At 70.7% G+C, this 16,759-nt stretch carries 12 protein-coding genes; all 12 read left to right on the top strand.

The genetic code is table 11. The features are described from left to right. Positions 1-65 precede the first annotated feature (65 nt). The 12 genes from atzF (at position 66) to M8R19_RS28375 (ending at position 16,753) form a co-directional block, all read left to right on the top strand. The gene (gene atzF, locus M8R19_RS28430) at positions 66-1,874 is read left to right on the top strand and encodes an allophanate hydrolase (protein WP_249919585.1); all 1,809 of its coding nucleotides are present in this window, start codon (positions 66-68) and stop codon (positions 1,872-1,874) included. A 200-nt stretch (positions 1,875-2,074) separates the two neighbouring features. Continuing rightward, complete coding sequence (locus M8R19_RS28425; protein WP_074985780.1) at positions 2,075-3,148, top strand: DUF2157 domain-containing protein; 1,074 nt, start codon at positions 2,075-2,077, stop codon at positions 3,146-3,148. After that, the gene (locus tag M8R19_RS28420) at positions 3,148-3,972 is read left to right on the top strand and encodes a DUF4824 family protein (protein ID WP_074985783.1); all 825 of its coding nucleotides are present in this window, start codon (positions 3,148-3,150) and stop codon (positions 3,970-3,972) included. Before M8R19_RS28425 ends, M8R19_RS28420 begins: the two co-directional genes overlap by 1 nt. A gap of 340 nt (positions 3,973-4,312) precedes the next feature. Continuing rightward, positions 4,313-5,509: a CmpA/NrtA family ABC transporter substrate-binding protein gene (locus tag M8R19_RS28415; protein ID WP_135499853.1), complete on the top strand. Its 1,197-nt coding sequence runs from the start codon at positions 4,313-4,315 to the stop codon at positions 5,507-5,509. Positions 5,510-5,522: 13 nt separating this feature from the next. Then, positions 5,523-6,101 (top strand): ANTAR domain-containing response regulator, encoded by a 579-nt coding sequence (locus M8R19_RS28410; protein WP_074985786.1) that lies wholly within the window; start codon positions 5,523-5,525, stop codon positions 6,099-6,101. A 221-nt stretch (positions 6,102-6,322) separates the two neighbouring features. Further along, complete coding sequence (locus tag M8R19_RS28405; protein WP_074985789.1) at positions 6,323-7,015, top strand: polysaccharide lyase family 7 protein; 693 nt, start codon at positions 6,323-6,325, stop codon at positions 7,013-7,015. 82 nt (positions 7,016-7,097) lie between these two features. After that, positions 7,098-7,544 (top strand): thioesterase family protein, encoded by a 447-nt coding sequence (locus M8R19_RS28400; RefSeq protein ID WP_043318175.1) that lies wholly within the window; start codon positions 7,098-7,100, stop codon positions 7,542-7,544. A 326-nt stretch (positions 7,545-7,870) separates the two neighbouring features. Continuing rightward, positions 7,871-9,082 carry a nitrate/nitrite transporter gene (locus M8R19_RS28395; RefSeq protein ID WP_009618741.1) on the top strand — a complete coding sequence of 404 codons (1,212 nt, stop codon included), beginning with the start codon at positions 7,871-7,873 and terminating at the stop codon, positions 9,080-9,082. A 217-nt stretch (positions 9,083-9,299) separates the two neighbouring features. Then, positions 9,300-10,970 carry a bifunctional protein-serine/threonine kinase/phosphatase gene (locus M8R19_RS28390; protein WP_283939519.1) on the top strand — a complete coding sequence of 557 codons (1,671 nt, stop codon included), beginning with the start codon at positions 9,300-9,302 and terminating at the stop codon, positions 10,968-10,970. Positions 10,971-11,222: 252 nt separating this feature from the next. Continuing rightward, positions 11,223-13,673: a nitrite reductase large subunit NirB gene (gene nirB, locus M8R19_RS28385; RefSeq protein ID WP_249919584.1), complete on the top strand. Its 2,451-nt coding sequence runs from the start codon at positions 11,223-11,225 to the stop codon at positions 13,671-13,673. A gap of 19 nt (positions 13,674-13,692) precedes the next feature. Continuing rightward, positions 13,693-14,019, top strand: a complete 327-nt coding sequence (nirD, locus tag M8R19_RS28380) for a nitrite reductase small subunit NirD (RefSeq protein WP_074985796.1) — start codon at positions 13,693-13,695, stop codon at positions 14,017-14,019. A 25-nt stretch (positions 14,020-14,044) separates the two neighbouring features. Then, a complete protein-coding gene (locus tag M8R19_RS28375) occupies positions 14,045-16,753 on the top strand; it encodes a nitrate reductase (RefSeq protein ID WP_249919583.1) in 2,709 nt (902 codons plus the stop codon). The last annotated feature ends 6 nt before the right edge of the window (positions 16,754-16,759 follow it).

Below are 16,759 nucleotides of genomic sequence, written 5' to 3'. Positions count from 1 at the left end.
TCCCCCTCTCCCTTCAGGGAGAGGGCCGGGGAGAGGGTTGCCGGCCCAGAACTGGAATCCCGAGCATGCCCCACACCTTCGACCTCCGCCTCGCCACCCTCCGCGCCGCCTACCGCGAAGGCCGCGCCACCCCGCGCCAGCTGATCGCCCAGCTGCGCGACAAGGCCGCCGCGCTGAACCCGGACTACCACCTGTTCATCCACCTGCTCACCCCAGCGGAACTTGAGCCCTACCTGGCCGCGCTGGACGGCCGTTCGCCCGACGAGCTGCCGCTGTACGGCATCCCCTTCGCCATCAAGGACAACATCGACCTGGCCGGCATCCCCACCACCGCCGCCTGCCCGGCCTTCGCCTACACCCCGCAAGCGTCGGCGACGCTGGTGCAACGGCTGGTCGAGCTGGGCGCCGTGCCCCTGGGCAAGACCAACCTCGACCAGTTCGCCACCGGCCTCAACGGCACCCGCTCGCCCTACGGCGAATGCCGCAACAGCGTGCTGGCCGACTACCCCTCCGGCGGCTCCAGCGCCGGTTCCTCGCTGGCCGTGGCGCTGGGCGTGGCGAGCTTCGCCCTGGGCACCGACACCGCCGGCTCCGGCCGCGTGCCGGCGGCGCTGAACAACCTGGTGGGGCTCAAGCCGAGCAAGGGCCTGCTGTCCAACCACGGCCTGGTGCCGGCCTGCCGCACCCTCGACTGCATCAGCTACTTCAGCGCCACGGCGGCCGAGGCCAGCGAACTGCTCGCCCTGAGCGCCCGCCACGACCCGCAGGACGCCTACAGCCGCGCCAACCCGGCGTGGAACGACGGCAGTGCCTTCGGTGCGCCGCGCCCCTTCCGCTTCGGCGTGCCGCGCGAACAGGACCTGGAGTTCTTCGGCTGCGCGGAAGGCCCGACGCTCTTCGCCCAGGCCATCGAGCAGCTGCGCAGCATCGGCGGCACGCCGGTGGAGATCGATTTCGCGCCCTTCCTCGAAGCCGCCCGCCTGCTCTACGAAGGCCCCTGGGTGGCGGAGCGCTACAGCGTCGCCGGCGCGCTGATCGAGCGCCAGCCCGACGCCGTGCTGCCGGTGATCCGCGCCGTGCTGGAGAAAGCCCCCGGCGCCAGCGCCGTGGAACTGTTCCGCGCCCAGTACCGCCTGCAGGCGCTCAAGGCGCGCTGCGACGCCATCATGGCCGAGCTGGACTGCGTGCTCACCCCGACCATCGGCCGCCCGGTCAGCCTCGCCGAACTGCACGCCGAACCGGTGCTGCGCAACGCCGAGCCGGGCTACTACACCAACTTCATGAACCTGCTGGACTACGCCGCCCTGGCCCTGCCCAGCGCCTTCATGGGCAACGGCCTGCCCTGGGGCCTGACGCTGTTCGGCCGCGCCTTCAGCGACCAGTACCTGCTCGGCCTGGGCGATGCCCTGCAGCGCGCCAGCGCCCTGCCCCTGGTCGGCGGCAACGCCCTGGCCGGCCCGGCGCCCAAGGCCCCGGCGCGCAACGACCGCGTGCGCCTGGTGGTGTGCGGCGCGCACCTGGACGGCCTGGCGCTCAACTGGCAACTGCTCCAGCGCGGCGCGCGCCTGCTGCAGGCCACCCGCAGCGCGCCGGCCTACAGGCTCTACGCCCTGGCCGGCGGCCCGCCGCTGCGCCCGGGCATGCTGCGGGTGGCCGAGGGCGGCGTGGCTGTCGAAGTGGAAGTCTGGGAACTGCCCAGCGCCGAGCTGGGCTCCTTCCTCAGCGGCATCCCGGCGCCGCTGGGCCTGGGTAAGGTGGAACTGGCCGACGGCAGCTGGGAAACCGGCTTCATCTGCGACGCCTGGGGCCTGGCCGGCGCCGAGGACATCAGCGCCTTCGGCGGCTGGCGCGCCTGGCTGGCCAGCCGCGGCTGAGCGCCGCAGTGGAGAGCCGCCGCGGGAGTCGCTAGAGTGGAAAGGTGACCGCCCCCACTCCACCGGATGAACGCACTCGTAGGATGGGTTGAGCCTGCGAAACCCATGCTGCCGTGATGATGGGTATCGCTTCGCTCAACCCATCCTACGAAAAGCGCTTCGGTGCAGTCGGCAAGACAGTTGCTCCTACGAGGTGCGCCATGCCCACGCTCAGCCATCACGACGCCCAGCAGCGCGTCGATGACATCCACGCCTTCACCCGCGAGCTGCAGCGCCTGGGCGAGGAAGGCGCGCTGAGCCTGGACGCGGCCCAGCGCGAGGGCCTGCAGGCGCACCACCTGCGCCTGCTGGACGAATACCGCGAGCAGTTCGACATCGACCGCGACAGCCAGGACAGCCGCCTGTCCCTGGGCATGCGCATCGCCTCCTGCCTCGGCGCGCTGGCCCTGGCCGCCAGCCTGTTCTTCCTGTTCTACCAGTTCTGGGGCCTGTTCGGCGAAGCCGTGCAGGTGGGCATCCTCGTCGGCGCCTCGGTGATCACCCTGCTGGCCACCTTCTGGCTGCAACGCCGCGACGCCTCCGGCTACTTCGCCAAGCTGGCGGCCATGCTGGCCTTCGCCGCGCTGGTGCTGAACATCAGCATGCTCGGGCAGATCTTCAACATCACCCCGTCCGAGCGCGCCCTGCTGCCCTGGGCGGCCTACGCCCTGCTGCTGGCCTACCTGTGCGACGCGCGGCTGCTGCTGGGTGCCGGGCTGCTCTGCCTGATGGGCTTCATCGCCGCGCGCTTCGGCACCTGGGGCGGCGTCTACTGGCTGGACGCGGGCGAGCGCCCGGAGAACTTCTTCCCCGCCGCCGTGCTGGTGTTCCTGGTGCCGCTGCTGTTCGAGCAGCGCCGCTTCGACGGCTTCGCCGCGCTGTACCGGGTGTTCGGCCTGCTGGCGCTGTTCGTGCCCATGCTGGTGCTGGCCAACTGGGGCAACGGCAGCTACCTGCCCTTCGCCCCGCACCGCATCGAGGGGCTGTACCAGGTGCTCGGCTTCGTCTGCGCCGCCGCGGCCATCTGGCTGGGCGCGCACCGCGAGTGGCCGGAGGTGGTCAACACGGGGCTGGCGTTCTTCGTCATCTTCCTCTTCACCAAGTTCTACGACTGGTGGTGGGAGGTGCTGCCCAAGTACCTGTTCTTCCTCGCCCTGGGCGTGGCGGCGGTGCTGATCCTGCTGTTCCTGCGCTACCTGCGCAACGCCCACGGCCTGCTGGGAGGACGCCTGTGATGAACATCACCCGCAACCACGGCCTGCTGCTGGGCCTGGGCCTGATCCTGCTGAGCAACGCCGCCGCCCTTGGCGCCGCGGCCTGGAACCGCAGCGGCGAGCCGGACAGCCGCCTGAGCCTCAGCGAGCGCGAGCTGCAGCGCAACAGCGACTGGCACCGCGAGAACAGCGGCGTGAGCCTGCGCCTGCTGTGGCGCATTCCCGGCGACGAGGCCAATGCCGCCTGGGCCCCGCGCATCCCGCTGGAGACCATGCGCGCGCTGGGCTTCCGGGTGCCGGACAAGGTCGACCGCGACAGCGCCCTGGCCTTCGACCGCCAGCAGGCCCGTGACGCCCTGCTGGTGCTGGAACTGGACGGCCCGCTGTACCAGCGCGAACTGGCCCTGGCCCGCGAGCGCCTGGCCCAGGCGGAAAAACGCCTGGCCGCCAGCCCCGACGACGTGCACCTGAAGAGCGAGCGCGACTTCCAGCGCAGCGCCCTGGACAACGAGGAACAGCGCGCCAGCCGGCTGTTCCTGGCCGACGCCGGCACCGACCTGCAGGCCCTGCGCCAGCAGTACCCGGACCGCCAGCACTACGCCATCGTCCACGGCCAGGTGCGGCCCCTCTCGCTGTACCGCAACCGCGCCTGGGCCCTGGGCGGCAGCGCCAGCACCGAGGGCGTGCGCGCGCTCAACGTGCCGCAGCGCTGGCACGACGAACTGGAGGGCCTGGCCCCGCGCGCCGAACAGCGCGCGGCCCAGGAGCAGCCGCAGCCCTTCGGCGCCGAGGTGGCCTTCGGCCAACGCCTGGAGCCGTGGATAGAGCAGATCCAGGCGCGCTGAGCGGCCGGCACGAACCGCCGCGCGGACCTGGCCGGGCGCCATCAGGACTTTGGTCCTAGTACCTATTGCACATTGCGCCCCGCGGCCGGGTGGCTAAGGTGAAAGACAGGCCCTGCCGACATCCGCGGCCGGGCCCGTGCCAGTTGTAGACTCTCGAGGACTGCTCCCTTCCTCCCAGCCCCGCCGTCCGGCGGGGCTTCTTTATGCCCTGGCGGTCGCCTGGCACTCCCCTTGCTAGAGCTTCTGTGGCACGGCCCAACGGCGGGTCGTCCACCGACACCGGCGTCCCTTCGCCCGCCCGACGCGGCGCGAAGCGGCGCCTTTTTGCCCCGAGGTAGCGATGACCGACATGACCGCCAAACTGCACCCACTGGCCTGGGTCGCGGGTTCCGATGCACCAGAAAAGAGCGTGCTCGACCTGGGCTTCATGGCCCTGAGCGACGCCGCCTCGCTGATAGTCGCGGCCACCCAGGGCTTCGCCCAGCCCTACGGGCTGACGCTCAACCTGCACCGCCAGGGCTCCTGGGCCATGCTCCGCGACGGCCTGCTCGGCGGCCAGCTGGATGCCGCCCATTGCCTGTACGGGCTGGTCTACGGCGTGCAGCTGGGCATCGGCGGGGTGCCGGCCACCGACATGGCGGTGCTCATGGGCCTGTGCCAGAACGGCCAGGCGATCAACCTCTCCGCCGCCCTGCAGCGCGACGGCGTGACCAGCGCCGATGCCCTGCGCCAGCTGGTCCTGGGCCAGGGCGCGCGGCTGACCCTGGCGCACACCTTCCCCACCGGCACCCACGCCCTGTGGCTCTACTACTGGCTGGCCAGCCTGGGCATCCACCCGCTGCAGGACGTCGACACCCTGGTGGTGCCGCCGGCGCAGATGGTCGAGCACCTGCGCGCCGGGCGCATCGACGGCTTCTGCGCCGGCGGGCCCTGGGGCGCCCTGGCCATCGACGAAGGCATGGGCTTCACCGTCGCCACCAGCCAGTCCATCTGGCCGGACCACCCGGAAAAGGTCCTCGGCGCCACCCGCGCTTTCGTCGAGGAATGCCCCAACGCCGCCCGCGCCCTGGTCATGGCCCTGCTCGACGCCAGCCGCTTCATCGAGGCCAGCGAGGCGAACCTGCGCGGCACCGCCCAGTTGATCAGCGGCAGCGACTACGTCGACGCGCCCCTGTCGAGCATCGAGCCGCGCCTGCTCGGCCACTACCAGGACGGCCTCGGCCACGCCTGGAAGGACGCCCACCCGCTGCGCTTCCACGACGCCGGGCGGGCCAACCAGCCCTGGCTGTCCGACGGCCTGTGGTTCATCACCCAGTTCCGCCGCTGGGGCCTGCTGCGCGGTGAGCCGGACTACCTCGCCGTGGCCGGGCAGGTGCAGCAGCAGGCGCTGTACCGCGAAGCCGCCCAGGCCCTGGGCATCGCCGTGGACGAGCGCGGCCTGCGCAGTTCGACGCTGCTCGACGGCAAGCCCTGGGATGGCACGGACCCCGCCGGCTATGCCTGCGGCTTCGCCCTGCACGCCCTGAACGACGCCTGAGGGAGCTGCGAAGATGCTGCGCATCCTGCTGATCAACGACACCGCCAGCAAGGTCGGGCGCCTGCGCGCCGCACTGGTCGAGGCCGGTTTCGAAGTGCTCGACGAATCCGGCCTGAGCGTCGACCTGCCGGCGCGGGTCCAGGCCCTGCACCCGGACGTGATCCTCATCGACAGCGCCTCGCCCGGCCGCGACGTGCTGGAACAGGTGGTGCTGGTGAGCCGCGACCAGCCCCGCCCCATCGTCCTGTTCACCGACGAGCACGACCCCCAGGTGATGCGCCAGGCCATCCGCTCGGGGGTCAGCGCCTACATCGTCGAAGGCATCCAGGCCGAGCGCCTGCAGCCGATCCTCGAAGTGGCCATGGCCCGCTTCGAGAGCGACCAGGCCCTGCGCGCCCAGCTGCAGGCCCGCGAGCAGCAACTGGTGGAACGCAAGCGCATCGAGCTGGCCAAGGGGCTGCTGATGAAGATGAAGGACTGCCCCGAGGAAGAGGCCTACACCCTGATGCGCCGCCAGGCCATGAGCCGCCAGCAGAAACTGGTGCAGGTCGCCGAGCAGATCATCGCGATGCACGAGATGCTGGGCCACTGAGCCGCGGCCAGTGGCCAGCGGCGGCACCGCGCGATCATCGCGCCAGCGCCACTGCTGGCCCAGCCCGCGAGCGAAGCGGCCTATGCTGCCGCCGCCCCGCCGCCATGGCGGGGCCAGGATCCGCTTCCGCCGCCTGCGCGGAAGCCCGCAGTGGGCGTGCCTGGCCAGGCACCCGGACGTCCACCCGTCAGCGCCGCCAAGCCGGCCCAGCAGAGGCACCCATGCTCGACATCAGTACCTGGAACCTCAGCGTTCCCACCGACCCCAGGCCCACCGAGGTCACCACCCAGCAGATCGCCCGCGGCTACCAGAGCCACTTCTTCACCCGCAACAGCGCGCGGATGACCTTCTGGGTACCGGTCACCGGCTCGCACACCTCCGACAGCGTGTTCCCGCGCAGCGAACTGCGCGAGACGCTGCCCGACGGCTCCATCTACAACTGGTACTACCGCGCCGCCGACAACGAACTGCGCGCCACCCTGGCGGTGGAGCAGGTGCCGTCGAAGAACAAGGTGATCATCGGCCAGATCCACAGCAAGTCGCCCTACAGCAACGACGGCGAGCCGCTGGTCAAGCTGCAGTACCACTACATCCCCGGCCAGGAGAGCGGGCGCATCGAGGCCCTGGTGCGCAACCACCCCGACGACTCCGCGGTGGTCAACGTGCCCCTGCTCAACGGCGTGCAGCTGGGCGAGCGCGTCACCTACAGCCTGCGCGTCACCTCCTCGGGCAACCTGGGCATCCGCGCGCGCAGCGCCGACGGCGCGGAGAACTACTACAGCAAGGCGCTCAGCAGCACCTGGTCGAAACAGCTGCTGTACTTCAAGGCCGGCGCCTACATCGCCGACAACTATGGCCCCAGCGACGAGGGCGCGCGGGTGACCTTCTACCACATCAACATCGCCCACCGCTGAAATCACCCACCGGCAGGCTGCCCGGGCGGGCCGCCAGGGCCTAGAATCGGCCCCCTCTTCCACCGCTTCGCGCAAGGTACCCATGGCCCGCCTCGACCTGCAGTTCCCCGAGGAACTGTTCTGCTACCAGACCCAGTTGACCGTCCGCGTCACCGACATCAACGGTGCCCGCCACCTGGGCAACGACTCCATGATCTCGATGATCTCCGAGGCCCGCGCGCGCTTCCTGTTCGACTTCGGCATCAGCGAGGGCGTCGGCGCGGACGGTGTCGGCATCATCGTCACCGACCTGGCCACCACCTACCGCGCCGAGGCCCATGCCCGCGACCGCCTGCTGTTCGAGGTGGGCGTGATGGACTTCAACAGGTACGGCGGCGACATCATCTTCCGCATCACCCGCCCGGCCGACGCCACCCTGGTGGCCATGGCCAAGTCTGGCTTCGTGTTCTTCGACTACCGCCAGCGCAAGGTGGTGCCCATGCCCGAGGCCATGAAGACGGCCTTCCCCGCGGTCAACCGGGTGGACTGAAGCGCCCCATCGGCGGGCACCGGGCCCGCCCCGGCGCCCCTTTCTGGTTCGCCCCTGGGCCGGTTTCGCCGGCCAGGTAGCCGATTCCACGCCATCTGCGCGGTTGGCCCGGCCCTTGCTGTGGCACCTGCGGTGGCGATCAACGGCGATCCCCCATTCACACGACAAAGGCGTCGCATCCGCACCTGCCCCCCGGGGTAGTGCGCGGAGCGGCGCCTTTTTCGTTTCACCCCGGCGCAGGGGTGTGCGGGACCTGAACGAGACGCGCGACCGCCGCTGACGGCGGCGCCACGACCCCCTCTACCGTTGCTGACGAGGTACCCTCCATGAACACCAGCTTCTGGAAAGCCGGCCACGCGCCGACGCTGTTCGCCGCCTTCCTCTACTTCGACCTGAGCTTCATGGTCTGGTACCTGCTCGGCCCGCTGGCCGTGCAGATCGCCGCCGACCTGCAGCTGACCACCCAGCAGCGCGCCCTGATGGTCGCAACGCCCATCCTCTCCGGCGCGCTGTTGCGCTTCGTCATGGGCCTGCTGGCCGACCGCTGGTCGCCCAAGCGCGCCGGCCTGTTCGGCCAGGTGATCGTCATCGCCAGCCTCGCCGGGGCCTGGAGCCTGGGCATCCACAACCTGGAGCAGGCGCTGTTGTTCGGCGTGCTGCTGGGCATGGCCGGCGCCTCCTTCGCCGTGGCCCTGCCGCTGGCCTCGCAGTGGTACCCGCCGCAGCACCAGGGCAAGGCCATGGGCATCGCCGGCGCGGGCAATTCCGGCACCGTGTTCGCCGCCCTGTTCGCCCCGGTGCTGGCGGCGGCCTTCGGCTGGCAGAACGTCTTCGGCTTCGCCCTGATCCCGCTGCTGCTGACCCTGGTGGTGTTCGCCCTGCTCGCCCGCAACGCCCCCGAGCGGCCGGCGCCGAAATCCCTGGGCGACTACCTCAAGGCCCTGGGCGACCGCGACAGCTGGTGGTTCATGTTCTTCTACAGCGTGACCTTCGGCGGCTTCCTCGGCCTGGCCGCCACCCTGCCCGGCTACTTCCACGACCAGTACGGCCTGGACCCGGTCACCGCCGGCTACTACACCGCCGCCTGCGTCTTCGCCGGCAGCCTGATGCGCCCGCTGGGCGGCGCCCTGGCCGACCGCATCGGCGGCATCCGCAGCCTGCTGGCGATGTACACGGTGGCCTCGGTGTGCATCGCCGCGGTCGGCTTCCACCTGCCCAACGCGGTGGCCGCCCTGGGCCTGTTCGTGGCCGCCATGCTCAGCCTGGGCGCCGGCAACGGCGCGGTGTTCCAGCTGGTGCCGCAGCGCTTCCGCCAGAGCATCGGAGTGATGACCGGGCTGATCGGCATGGCCGGCGGCATCGGCGGCTTCTGCCTGACCGCGGGCCTGGGCGCCATCAAGCAGGCCAGCGGCGACTACCAGCTGGGCCTGTGGCTGTTCGCCGCCCTCGGCGTGCTGGCCTGGTTCGGCCTGCATGGGGTGAAGCGGCGCTGGCGTACCACCTGGGGGAGTGCTGCGGTGACTGCGGCGCGGGTTTGACCGGGGCGGTCGACGCGGTCGGTGAATCCGATCGCGGACGGAGTCCGCTCCTACGCCCGTGCTTCCCTGGAACGTAGGAGCGACTGTCTTGCCGACTGCACCGGGGTGCTTTTCGTAGGATGGTGTAGGAGCGGACTCTGTCCGCGATTATTACGGCAGACCGGGAATCAACCCCCTTCGCGAGCAAGCTCGCTCCTACGAAGAGCACGCAACCCCCATGACCTTGCAACTGACCATCGCCCAAGCCAGCGCCACTGGCCCGCGCACGGAGAACCAGGATGCCCTGCGGGTGGTCACCCCGCCCGCCGGCCTGGCCGCCAGCAAGGGCCACCTGTTCGCCCTGGCCGACGGCGTCAGCCAGTGCGCCGACGGCGGCCTGGCCGCGCGCCTGACCGTGCAGGCGCTGGCCAGCGACTACTACGCCACCCCGGAGACCTGGGCCATCGCCCAGGCCCTGGACCGCCTGCTGCTCTCGCAGAACCGCTGGCTGCAGGCCAACGGCGGCGGCCAGCCGCTGCTCACCACCCTCACCGCGCTGGTCCTGCGCGGCCGGCGCTTCACCCTCGCCCATGTCGGCGACTGCCGCCTGTACCGCTGGCGCGACGGCGAGCTGGAGTGCCTGACCCTGGACCACGTCTGGGAACAGCCGGGCATGCAGCACGTGCTCAAGCGCGCCCTGGGCCTGGACCAGCACCTGGTGGTGGACTACCGCGACGGCGAACTGCAGGACGGCGAGAGCTTCCTGCTGGCCAGCGACGGCGTCTGGGCCACCCTGGGCGACGCCGGCATCCGCCGTATCCTCGCCGATGCCCGCGAACCGCGAGGCGCTGCCGAGGCCCTGGTCAAGGCCGCGCACCTGGCCGGCAGCCAGGACAACGCCAGCGCCCTGCTGGTGCGCATCGACGCCCTGCCCGCCAGCGGCCTGGGCGACACCCTGGCGCAACTGGAACACTGGCCGCTGCCGCCGGAACTGCGCCAAGGCCAGATGTTCGAGGGCTGGCAGGTCGAGGGCCGCCTAGCGCAGTCGCGGCAATCGCTGATCTACCGCGTGCACGACGCCCAGCAACGCCCCTGGCTGCTGAAGACGCTGCCGCCGGCGCTGCACGACGAGCCACAGGCCAGCCAGGCCCTGCTGCTGGAGGAATGGTTCCTGCGCCGCGTGCAGGGCCGCCACTTCCCCGAGCTGCACGGCCTGCCGCAACGCCAGCACCTGTACTACGTGATGCGCGAATACCCTGGGCAGACCCTGGCCGAACGCCTGCGCCAGGGCCCCCTGCCGCTGGCCCAATGGCAGTCCCTGGCGCCGCGCCTGTTGCATGCCCTCGGCCAGCTGCACCGGCGCAACATCCTGCACCGCGACGTCAAGCCGGAGAACCTGCACCTGGGCGAGGACGGCGAGCTGCGCCTGCTGGACTTCGGCCTGGCCTACTGCCCGGGCCTGTCCGGCGACGAAGCCCACCAGTTGCCCGGCACCCCCTCCTATCTGGCCCCGGAAAGCTTCCAGGGCGCCGCCCCGGAGCCGCGCCAGGACCTCTACGCCGCCGGCGTCACCCTCTACCGCCTGCTCTGCGAACGCTACCCCTACGGCGAAATCGAAGCCTTCCAGCACCCGCGCTTCGGCAGCCCGACGCCGGCCAGCCGCTACCGCCCCGACCTGCCGGCCTGGCTCGACGCCTGGCTGCTGCGCGCCGTGGCCGCCGACCCGGCGCAGCGCTTCGAGACCGCCGAGGAGGCCCTGCTGGCGCTGGAACAGGGCGAACGCCAGGCCGGCCTGGCCAGCCGCCCGCGGCCGCTGCTGGAACGCGAGCCGCTGCGCTTCTGGCGCGGCCTGGCGCTGGCCTCGCTGCTGCTCAACCTGGCGTTGCTGGCCTGGCTGCTGCGCCACTGAGCACGCACCAGTTCGAACCCGCCCGCCTCATCACGGTGCAGGAAAACCCCGGCAGCACCGCGAAACCCCGCTGAATCCGCGCTCCGACGACCTGGCACGGCACCTGCAAGAGCACTGGCAACAATCTACAAAAGCGCGTCCCTCAACGAAGAGGCTCGCACTTCCCGATCGATCGGGACTTGGACAAAGGCGTCCTCGCCGGGCAACCGGCGGGACGCCTTTTTTGTTTTCCGTGATTCCTGGAGCCCTCCCATGAAGAAGCTCAAGCTCGTCCTGATCGGCAACGGCATGGCCGGCATCCGCACCCTCGAGGAACTGCTGAAGATCGCCCCGGACCTCTACGAGATCACCGTGTTCGGCGCCGAGCCCCACCCCAACTACAACCGCATTCTGCTCTCGCCGGTGCTGGCCGGGGAGCAGACCTTCGAGGACATCGTCCTCAACGACCTCAACTGGTACGCCGACAACGGCATCCGCCTGCTGCTCGACCGCAAGGTGGTGAAGCTCGACCGCCGCCAGCGCAAGGTCTACGCCGCCGACGGCAGCGAGGCCGAGTACGACCGCCTGGTCATCGCCACCGGCTCCAACCCCTTCATCCTGCCGGTGCCGGGCAACCGCCTGGAGGGCGTGATCGGCTACCGCGACATCGCCGACACCCAGGCCATGATCGACACCGCGAAGCGCCACAGCCACGCGGTGGTGATCGGCGGCGGCCTGCTCGGCCTGGAGGCGGCCAACGGCCTCAAGCAGCGCGGCATGGACGTCACCGTGGTGCACCTCGCCGACTGGCTGCTGGAGCGCCAGCTCGACCGCACCGCCGGCAAGCTGCTGCAATCGGCCCTGGAGGCGCGCGGCATCCGCTTCCGCCTGAACACCGTCACCGACGAGCTGATGGACAACGGCGACGGCCGCGTCTGCGCCGTGCAGTTCAGGGACGGCGACGTGGTGGCCGCCGACCTGGTGGTGATGGCCGCCGGCATCCGCCCCAACACCGAGCTGGCGGAAAAGTCCGGCATCCCCTGCAACCGCGGCATCCTGGTCAACGACACCCTGCAGACCTACGACCCGCGCATCTACGCCATCGGCGAGTGCGCCAGCCACCGCGGCATCGCCTACGGCCTGGTGGCGCCGCTGTTCGAGCAGGCCAAGGTCTGCGCCAACCACCTGGCCCAGTTCGGCTTCGCCAGCTACAAAGGCTCGGTGGTCTCGACCAAGCTCAAGGTCACCGGCATCGACCTGTTCTCCGCCGGCGACTTCATGGGCGGCGAAGGCACCGAGACCATCACCCTCTCCGACCCCATCGGCGGCGTCTACAAGAAGCTGGTGATCAAGGACGACGTGCTGGTCGGCGCCTGCCTGTACGGCGACACCGCCGACGGCGGCTGGTACTTCCGGCAGATCCGCGAGAACCACAACGTGGCGCAGATCCGCGACCACCTGATGTTCGGCGAAAGCAGCCTGGGCGACGCCGGCCACCAGGGCCAGAGCAGCGCCGCGAGCATGCCCGACAGCGCCGAGGTGTGCGGCTGCAACGGCGTGTGCAAGGGCACCATCGTCAAGGCCATCCAGGAAAACGGCCTGTTCAGCGTCGACGAGGTGAAGAGGCACACCAAGGCGGCCAGCAGCTGCGGCTCCTGCGCCGGCCTGGTGGAGCAGATCCTGATCAGCACCGTGGGCGGCGCGGCGGACGTCAAGCCGAAGAGCGAGAAGGCCATCTGCGGCTGCAGCGAGCTCAACCACGGCCAGGTGCGCAAGGCCATCCGCGAGCATCACCTGACCTCCATGGCCGAGGCCATGCGCTTCATGGACTGGAGCACGCCCAACGGCTGCGCCACCTGCCGCCCGGCGCTGAACTACTACCTGATCTCCACCTGGCCGGGCGAAGCGAAGGACGACGCGCAGTCGCGCCTGATCAACGAACGCGCCCACGCCAACATCCAGAAGGACGGCACCTACTCGGTGGTGCCGCGCATGTGGGGCGGCGTGACCAACCCGGCCGAACTGCGGCGCATCGCCGACGTCGCCGACAAGTACCAGGTGCCCATGGTCAAGGTCACCGGCGGCCAGCGCATCGACCTGCTGGGGGTGAAGAAGGAAGACCTGCCGGCGATCTGGAAGGACCTCGACATGCCCTCCGGGCACGCCTACGGCAAGTCCATCCGCACCGTGAAGACCTGCGTGGGCAGCGAGTTCTGCCGCTTCGGCACGCAGAACTCGACGCAGCTGGGCATCGACCTGGAGCACGACCTGTTCAACATGTGGTCGCCGCACAAGGTCAAGCTCGCCGTCTCCGGCTGCCCGCGCAACTGCGCCGAGGCCGGCATCAAGGACATCGGCATCATCGGCGTCGACTCCGGCTGGGAGCTGTACATCGGCGGCAACGGCGGCATCAAGACCGAGGTGGCGGAGTTCTTCGTCAAGCTCAAGACCTCGGACGAAGTGCGCGAGTACAGCGGCGCCTTCCTCCAGCTCTACCGCGAGGAAGCCTTCTACCTGGAGCGCACCGTGCACTACCTGCAGCGCGTGGGCATGGAACACATCAGGAAGGCCGTGCTGGAGGACGCGGAGAACCGCAAGGCGCTCAAGGCCCGCCTGCAGTACGCCCTGTCGCTGGAGCAGGACCCGTGGCAACAGCGTATCGAGCAGCCGCAGCTGAAGAAGGAATTCGAACGCATCCCGCTCGCACAACTGGAAAGCGCCTGACCGGCCTGGGGAGAACACCATGAACTGGCAAGACATCTGCGCCCTGGAAGACATCCAGCCGCTGGGCTCGCGCGTGATCGCCGCGCCGCGCGGCGACATCGCCCTGTTCCGCAGCGCCGACGACGAAGTCTTCGCCCTCGACGACCGCTGCCCGCACAAGGGCGGGCCGCTGTCCCAGGGCCTGATCTTCGGCAAGCGGGTGGCCTGCCCGCTGCACAACTGGCAGATCGAGCTGGACAGCGGCAACGCCGTGGCCCCGGACGTCGGCTGCGCCCACCGCCACCCGGTGAAGGTGGAGAACGGCCGCGTGCTGCTGGCCCTGAAAGACCTGGCCGCCTGCGCCTGACGCGGCCGCGACACGGGAGAGCCCCATGAGCGAACGCCAAGTCACCGCCAGCACCTGCTGCTATTGCGGCGTGGGGTGCGGCGTCCTGATCGAGCACGACGGCGAGCGCATCCTCGGCGTGCGCGGCGACCCGGACCACCCGGCCAACCTCGGCCGCCTGTGCAGCAAAGGCTCCAGCCTGCACCTCACTGGCGACCTGGCCGCCCGCGCGCTGCATCCCGAGCTGCGCCTGGGCAAGCAGCTGGCGCGCAGCCGGGTGGACTGGGACAGCGCCCTGGAGCACGCCGCCGGGGTGTTCGCCGAGACGATCCGCGAGCACGGCCCGGACAGCGTGGCCTTCTACGTCTCCGGGCAGTTGCTGACCGAGGACTACTACGCCTTCAACAAGCTGGCCCGCGCCCTGGTCGGCAGCAACAACATCGACAGCAACTCGCGGCTGTGCATGTCCTCGGCGGTGGTCGGCTACAAGCGCAGCCTCGGCGCCGACGCCCCGCCCTGCTGCTACGAGGACCTGGAGCAGAGCGACTGCGTGCTGGTCGCCGGCAGCAACATGGCCTACGCCCACCCGGTGCTGTTCCGCCGCCTGGAGGCGGCCAAGGCGGCGCGGCCGCAGATGAAGGTGATCGTCATCGACCCGCGGCGCACCGACACCTGCGAGCTGGCCGACCTGCACCTGGCGATCCAGCCCGGCACCGACGTGGCGCTGTTCCACGGCATCCTCCACCTGCTGCTCTGGGAAGGCTGGGCGGACCGCGCCTACATCGAGGCGCACACCCAGGGCTTCGACGAACTGAAGAACCTGGTGCGCGACTACGGCCCGCTGGCGGTGGCGGGCATCTGCGGCATCGCCGTGGAAGACCTGCAGCGCTGCGCCGAGTGGATCGGCCGCGCGCCGAGCTTCCTCTCGCTGTGGTGCATGGGCCTGAACCAGTCCAGCGCCGGCAGCGCCAAGAACAGCGCGCTGATCAACCTGCACCTGGCCACCGGGCAGATCGGCCGCCCCGGCGCCGGGCCCTTCTCCCTCACCGGCCAGCCCAACGCCATGGGCGGCCGCGAGACCGGCAGCCTGGCCAACCTGCTGCCCGGCCACCGCGACGCCGGCGATGCCGCACACCGCGCCGAAGTCGCGCGGTACTGGGGCGTCGAAGCGCTGCCGGAGCAGCCCGGGCTGACCGCCATCGAGCTGTTCGATGCGGTGCGCGACGGGCGCATCAAGGCGCTGTGGATCGCCTGCACCAACCCCGCGCAATCCCTGCCGGACCAGGCGCAGGTCCGCGAGGCGCTCGCCGCCTGCCCCTTCGTGGTGGTGCAGGAAGCCTTCGCCACCAGCGAGACCTGCCGCTACGCCGACCTGCTGCTGCCGGCCGCCAGCTGGGGCGAGAAGGAAGGCACGGTGACCAACTCCGAGCGCCGCGTCAGCCACGTGCGCCGCGCCGTGCCGGCCCCCGGCGAGGCCCGCGCCGACTGGTCCATCGCCTGCGACTTCGCCCGCCGCCTGGAACGCCGCCTGCGCCCCGGCCGACCGAGCCTGTTCGACTTCGCCGGCCCCCAGGCGCTGTTCGACGAATACCGCCCGCTCACCCAGGGCCGCGACCTGGACATGGGTGGCATCAGCTACGCCCTGCTGGATGCGCGCGGCCCGCAGCAATGGCCGCTGCCCGAGGGCGCCAGCCAGGGCCTGAAGCGTCTCTACGCCGACGGCAACTTCGCCACCGCCAACGGCCGCGCGCGCTTCATCGCCGAAGCCTACCGCGCGCCGAAGGAGCGCCGCGAGGCGCGCTTCCCGCTGACTCTCAACACCGGCCGGCTGCGTGACCAGTGGCACGGCATGACGCGCACCGGCACCGCCGCCAGCGCCTTCGGCCACGTCGAGGAAGCCTGCCTGAGCCTGCACCCGGCGGAACTGCGCCGGCGGCGCCTGGAAGACGGCCAACTGGTGCGCCTGAGCAGCCGCCGCGGCAGCCTGGTGCTGCCGGTGCAGGCCGACGACGGCCTGCTGCCCGGCCAGGCCTTCCTGCCCATGCACTGGGGCGAACGCTTCCTCAAGGGCCTGGGGGTGAACGCCCTGACCCTGCCGGCCGTCGACCCGCTGTCGCGGCAGCCGGAACTCAAGCACGCCAGCGTGGAAGTCGCCGCCGTAGCGCTGCCCTGGCAGTTCTATGCGCTGGTCGAGGGCGACGTGCAGCGACGTTTCGAGGCGCTGCGCCCGATTTTCGACGGCCTGGACTACGCCAGCTTCACCCTGGCCGGCCGCGAGCGCCCTGCCCTGCAGGTGCGCGCCGCCGCCAGCGCGGCGCCGGACGCCGTCTGGCTGCAGCAGGTCGATGCGCTGCTCGATCTGCTCGACGGCCCGGTGCTGGCCTACGACGACCCACGCCGCGTCCAGGGCAAGCGGGTGCGCCTGGAAGACGGCCGCATCGCCGGCCTGCGCCTGGCCGGCAGCGGCATCGCCAGCGACTGGCTCAAGGCGCTGTGGCTGTCCGGCGAAAGCGACGCCGACCTGCGCCGCAAACTGCTCGCTCCGCCCGGCGCGCAGGTCGCCGCGGCCAGCGACAAGACCCTGTGCAACTGCAGGAACGTGCGCCTGAGCCAGGTGCGCGAAGGCATCGTCCGCGGCCTGGACCTGGACGGCCTGAAGCGCGAACTGGGCTGCGGCACTCAATGCGGTTCCTGCGTTCCCGAAATACGGCGGTTGCTGGCCAGCGAAGCCGGCGCCCTCGCCGCCAACGCCTGAGGAGAG

Origin of the sequence: Pseudomonas sp. R3.Fl (assembly GCF_023516765.1) — a bacterium.
Classification (GTDB): domain Bacteria; phylum Pseudomonadota; class Gammaproteobacteria; order Pseudomonadales; family Pseudomonadaceae; genus Pseudomonas; species Pseudomonas citronellolis.
The sequence above is the reverse complement of the archived record's forward strand: the minus strand, read 5'-3'. Positions and strand labels throughout refer to the sequence as shown.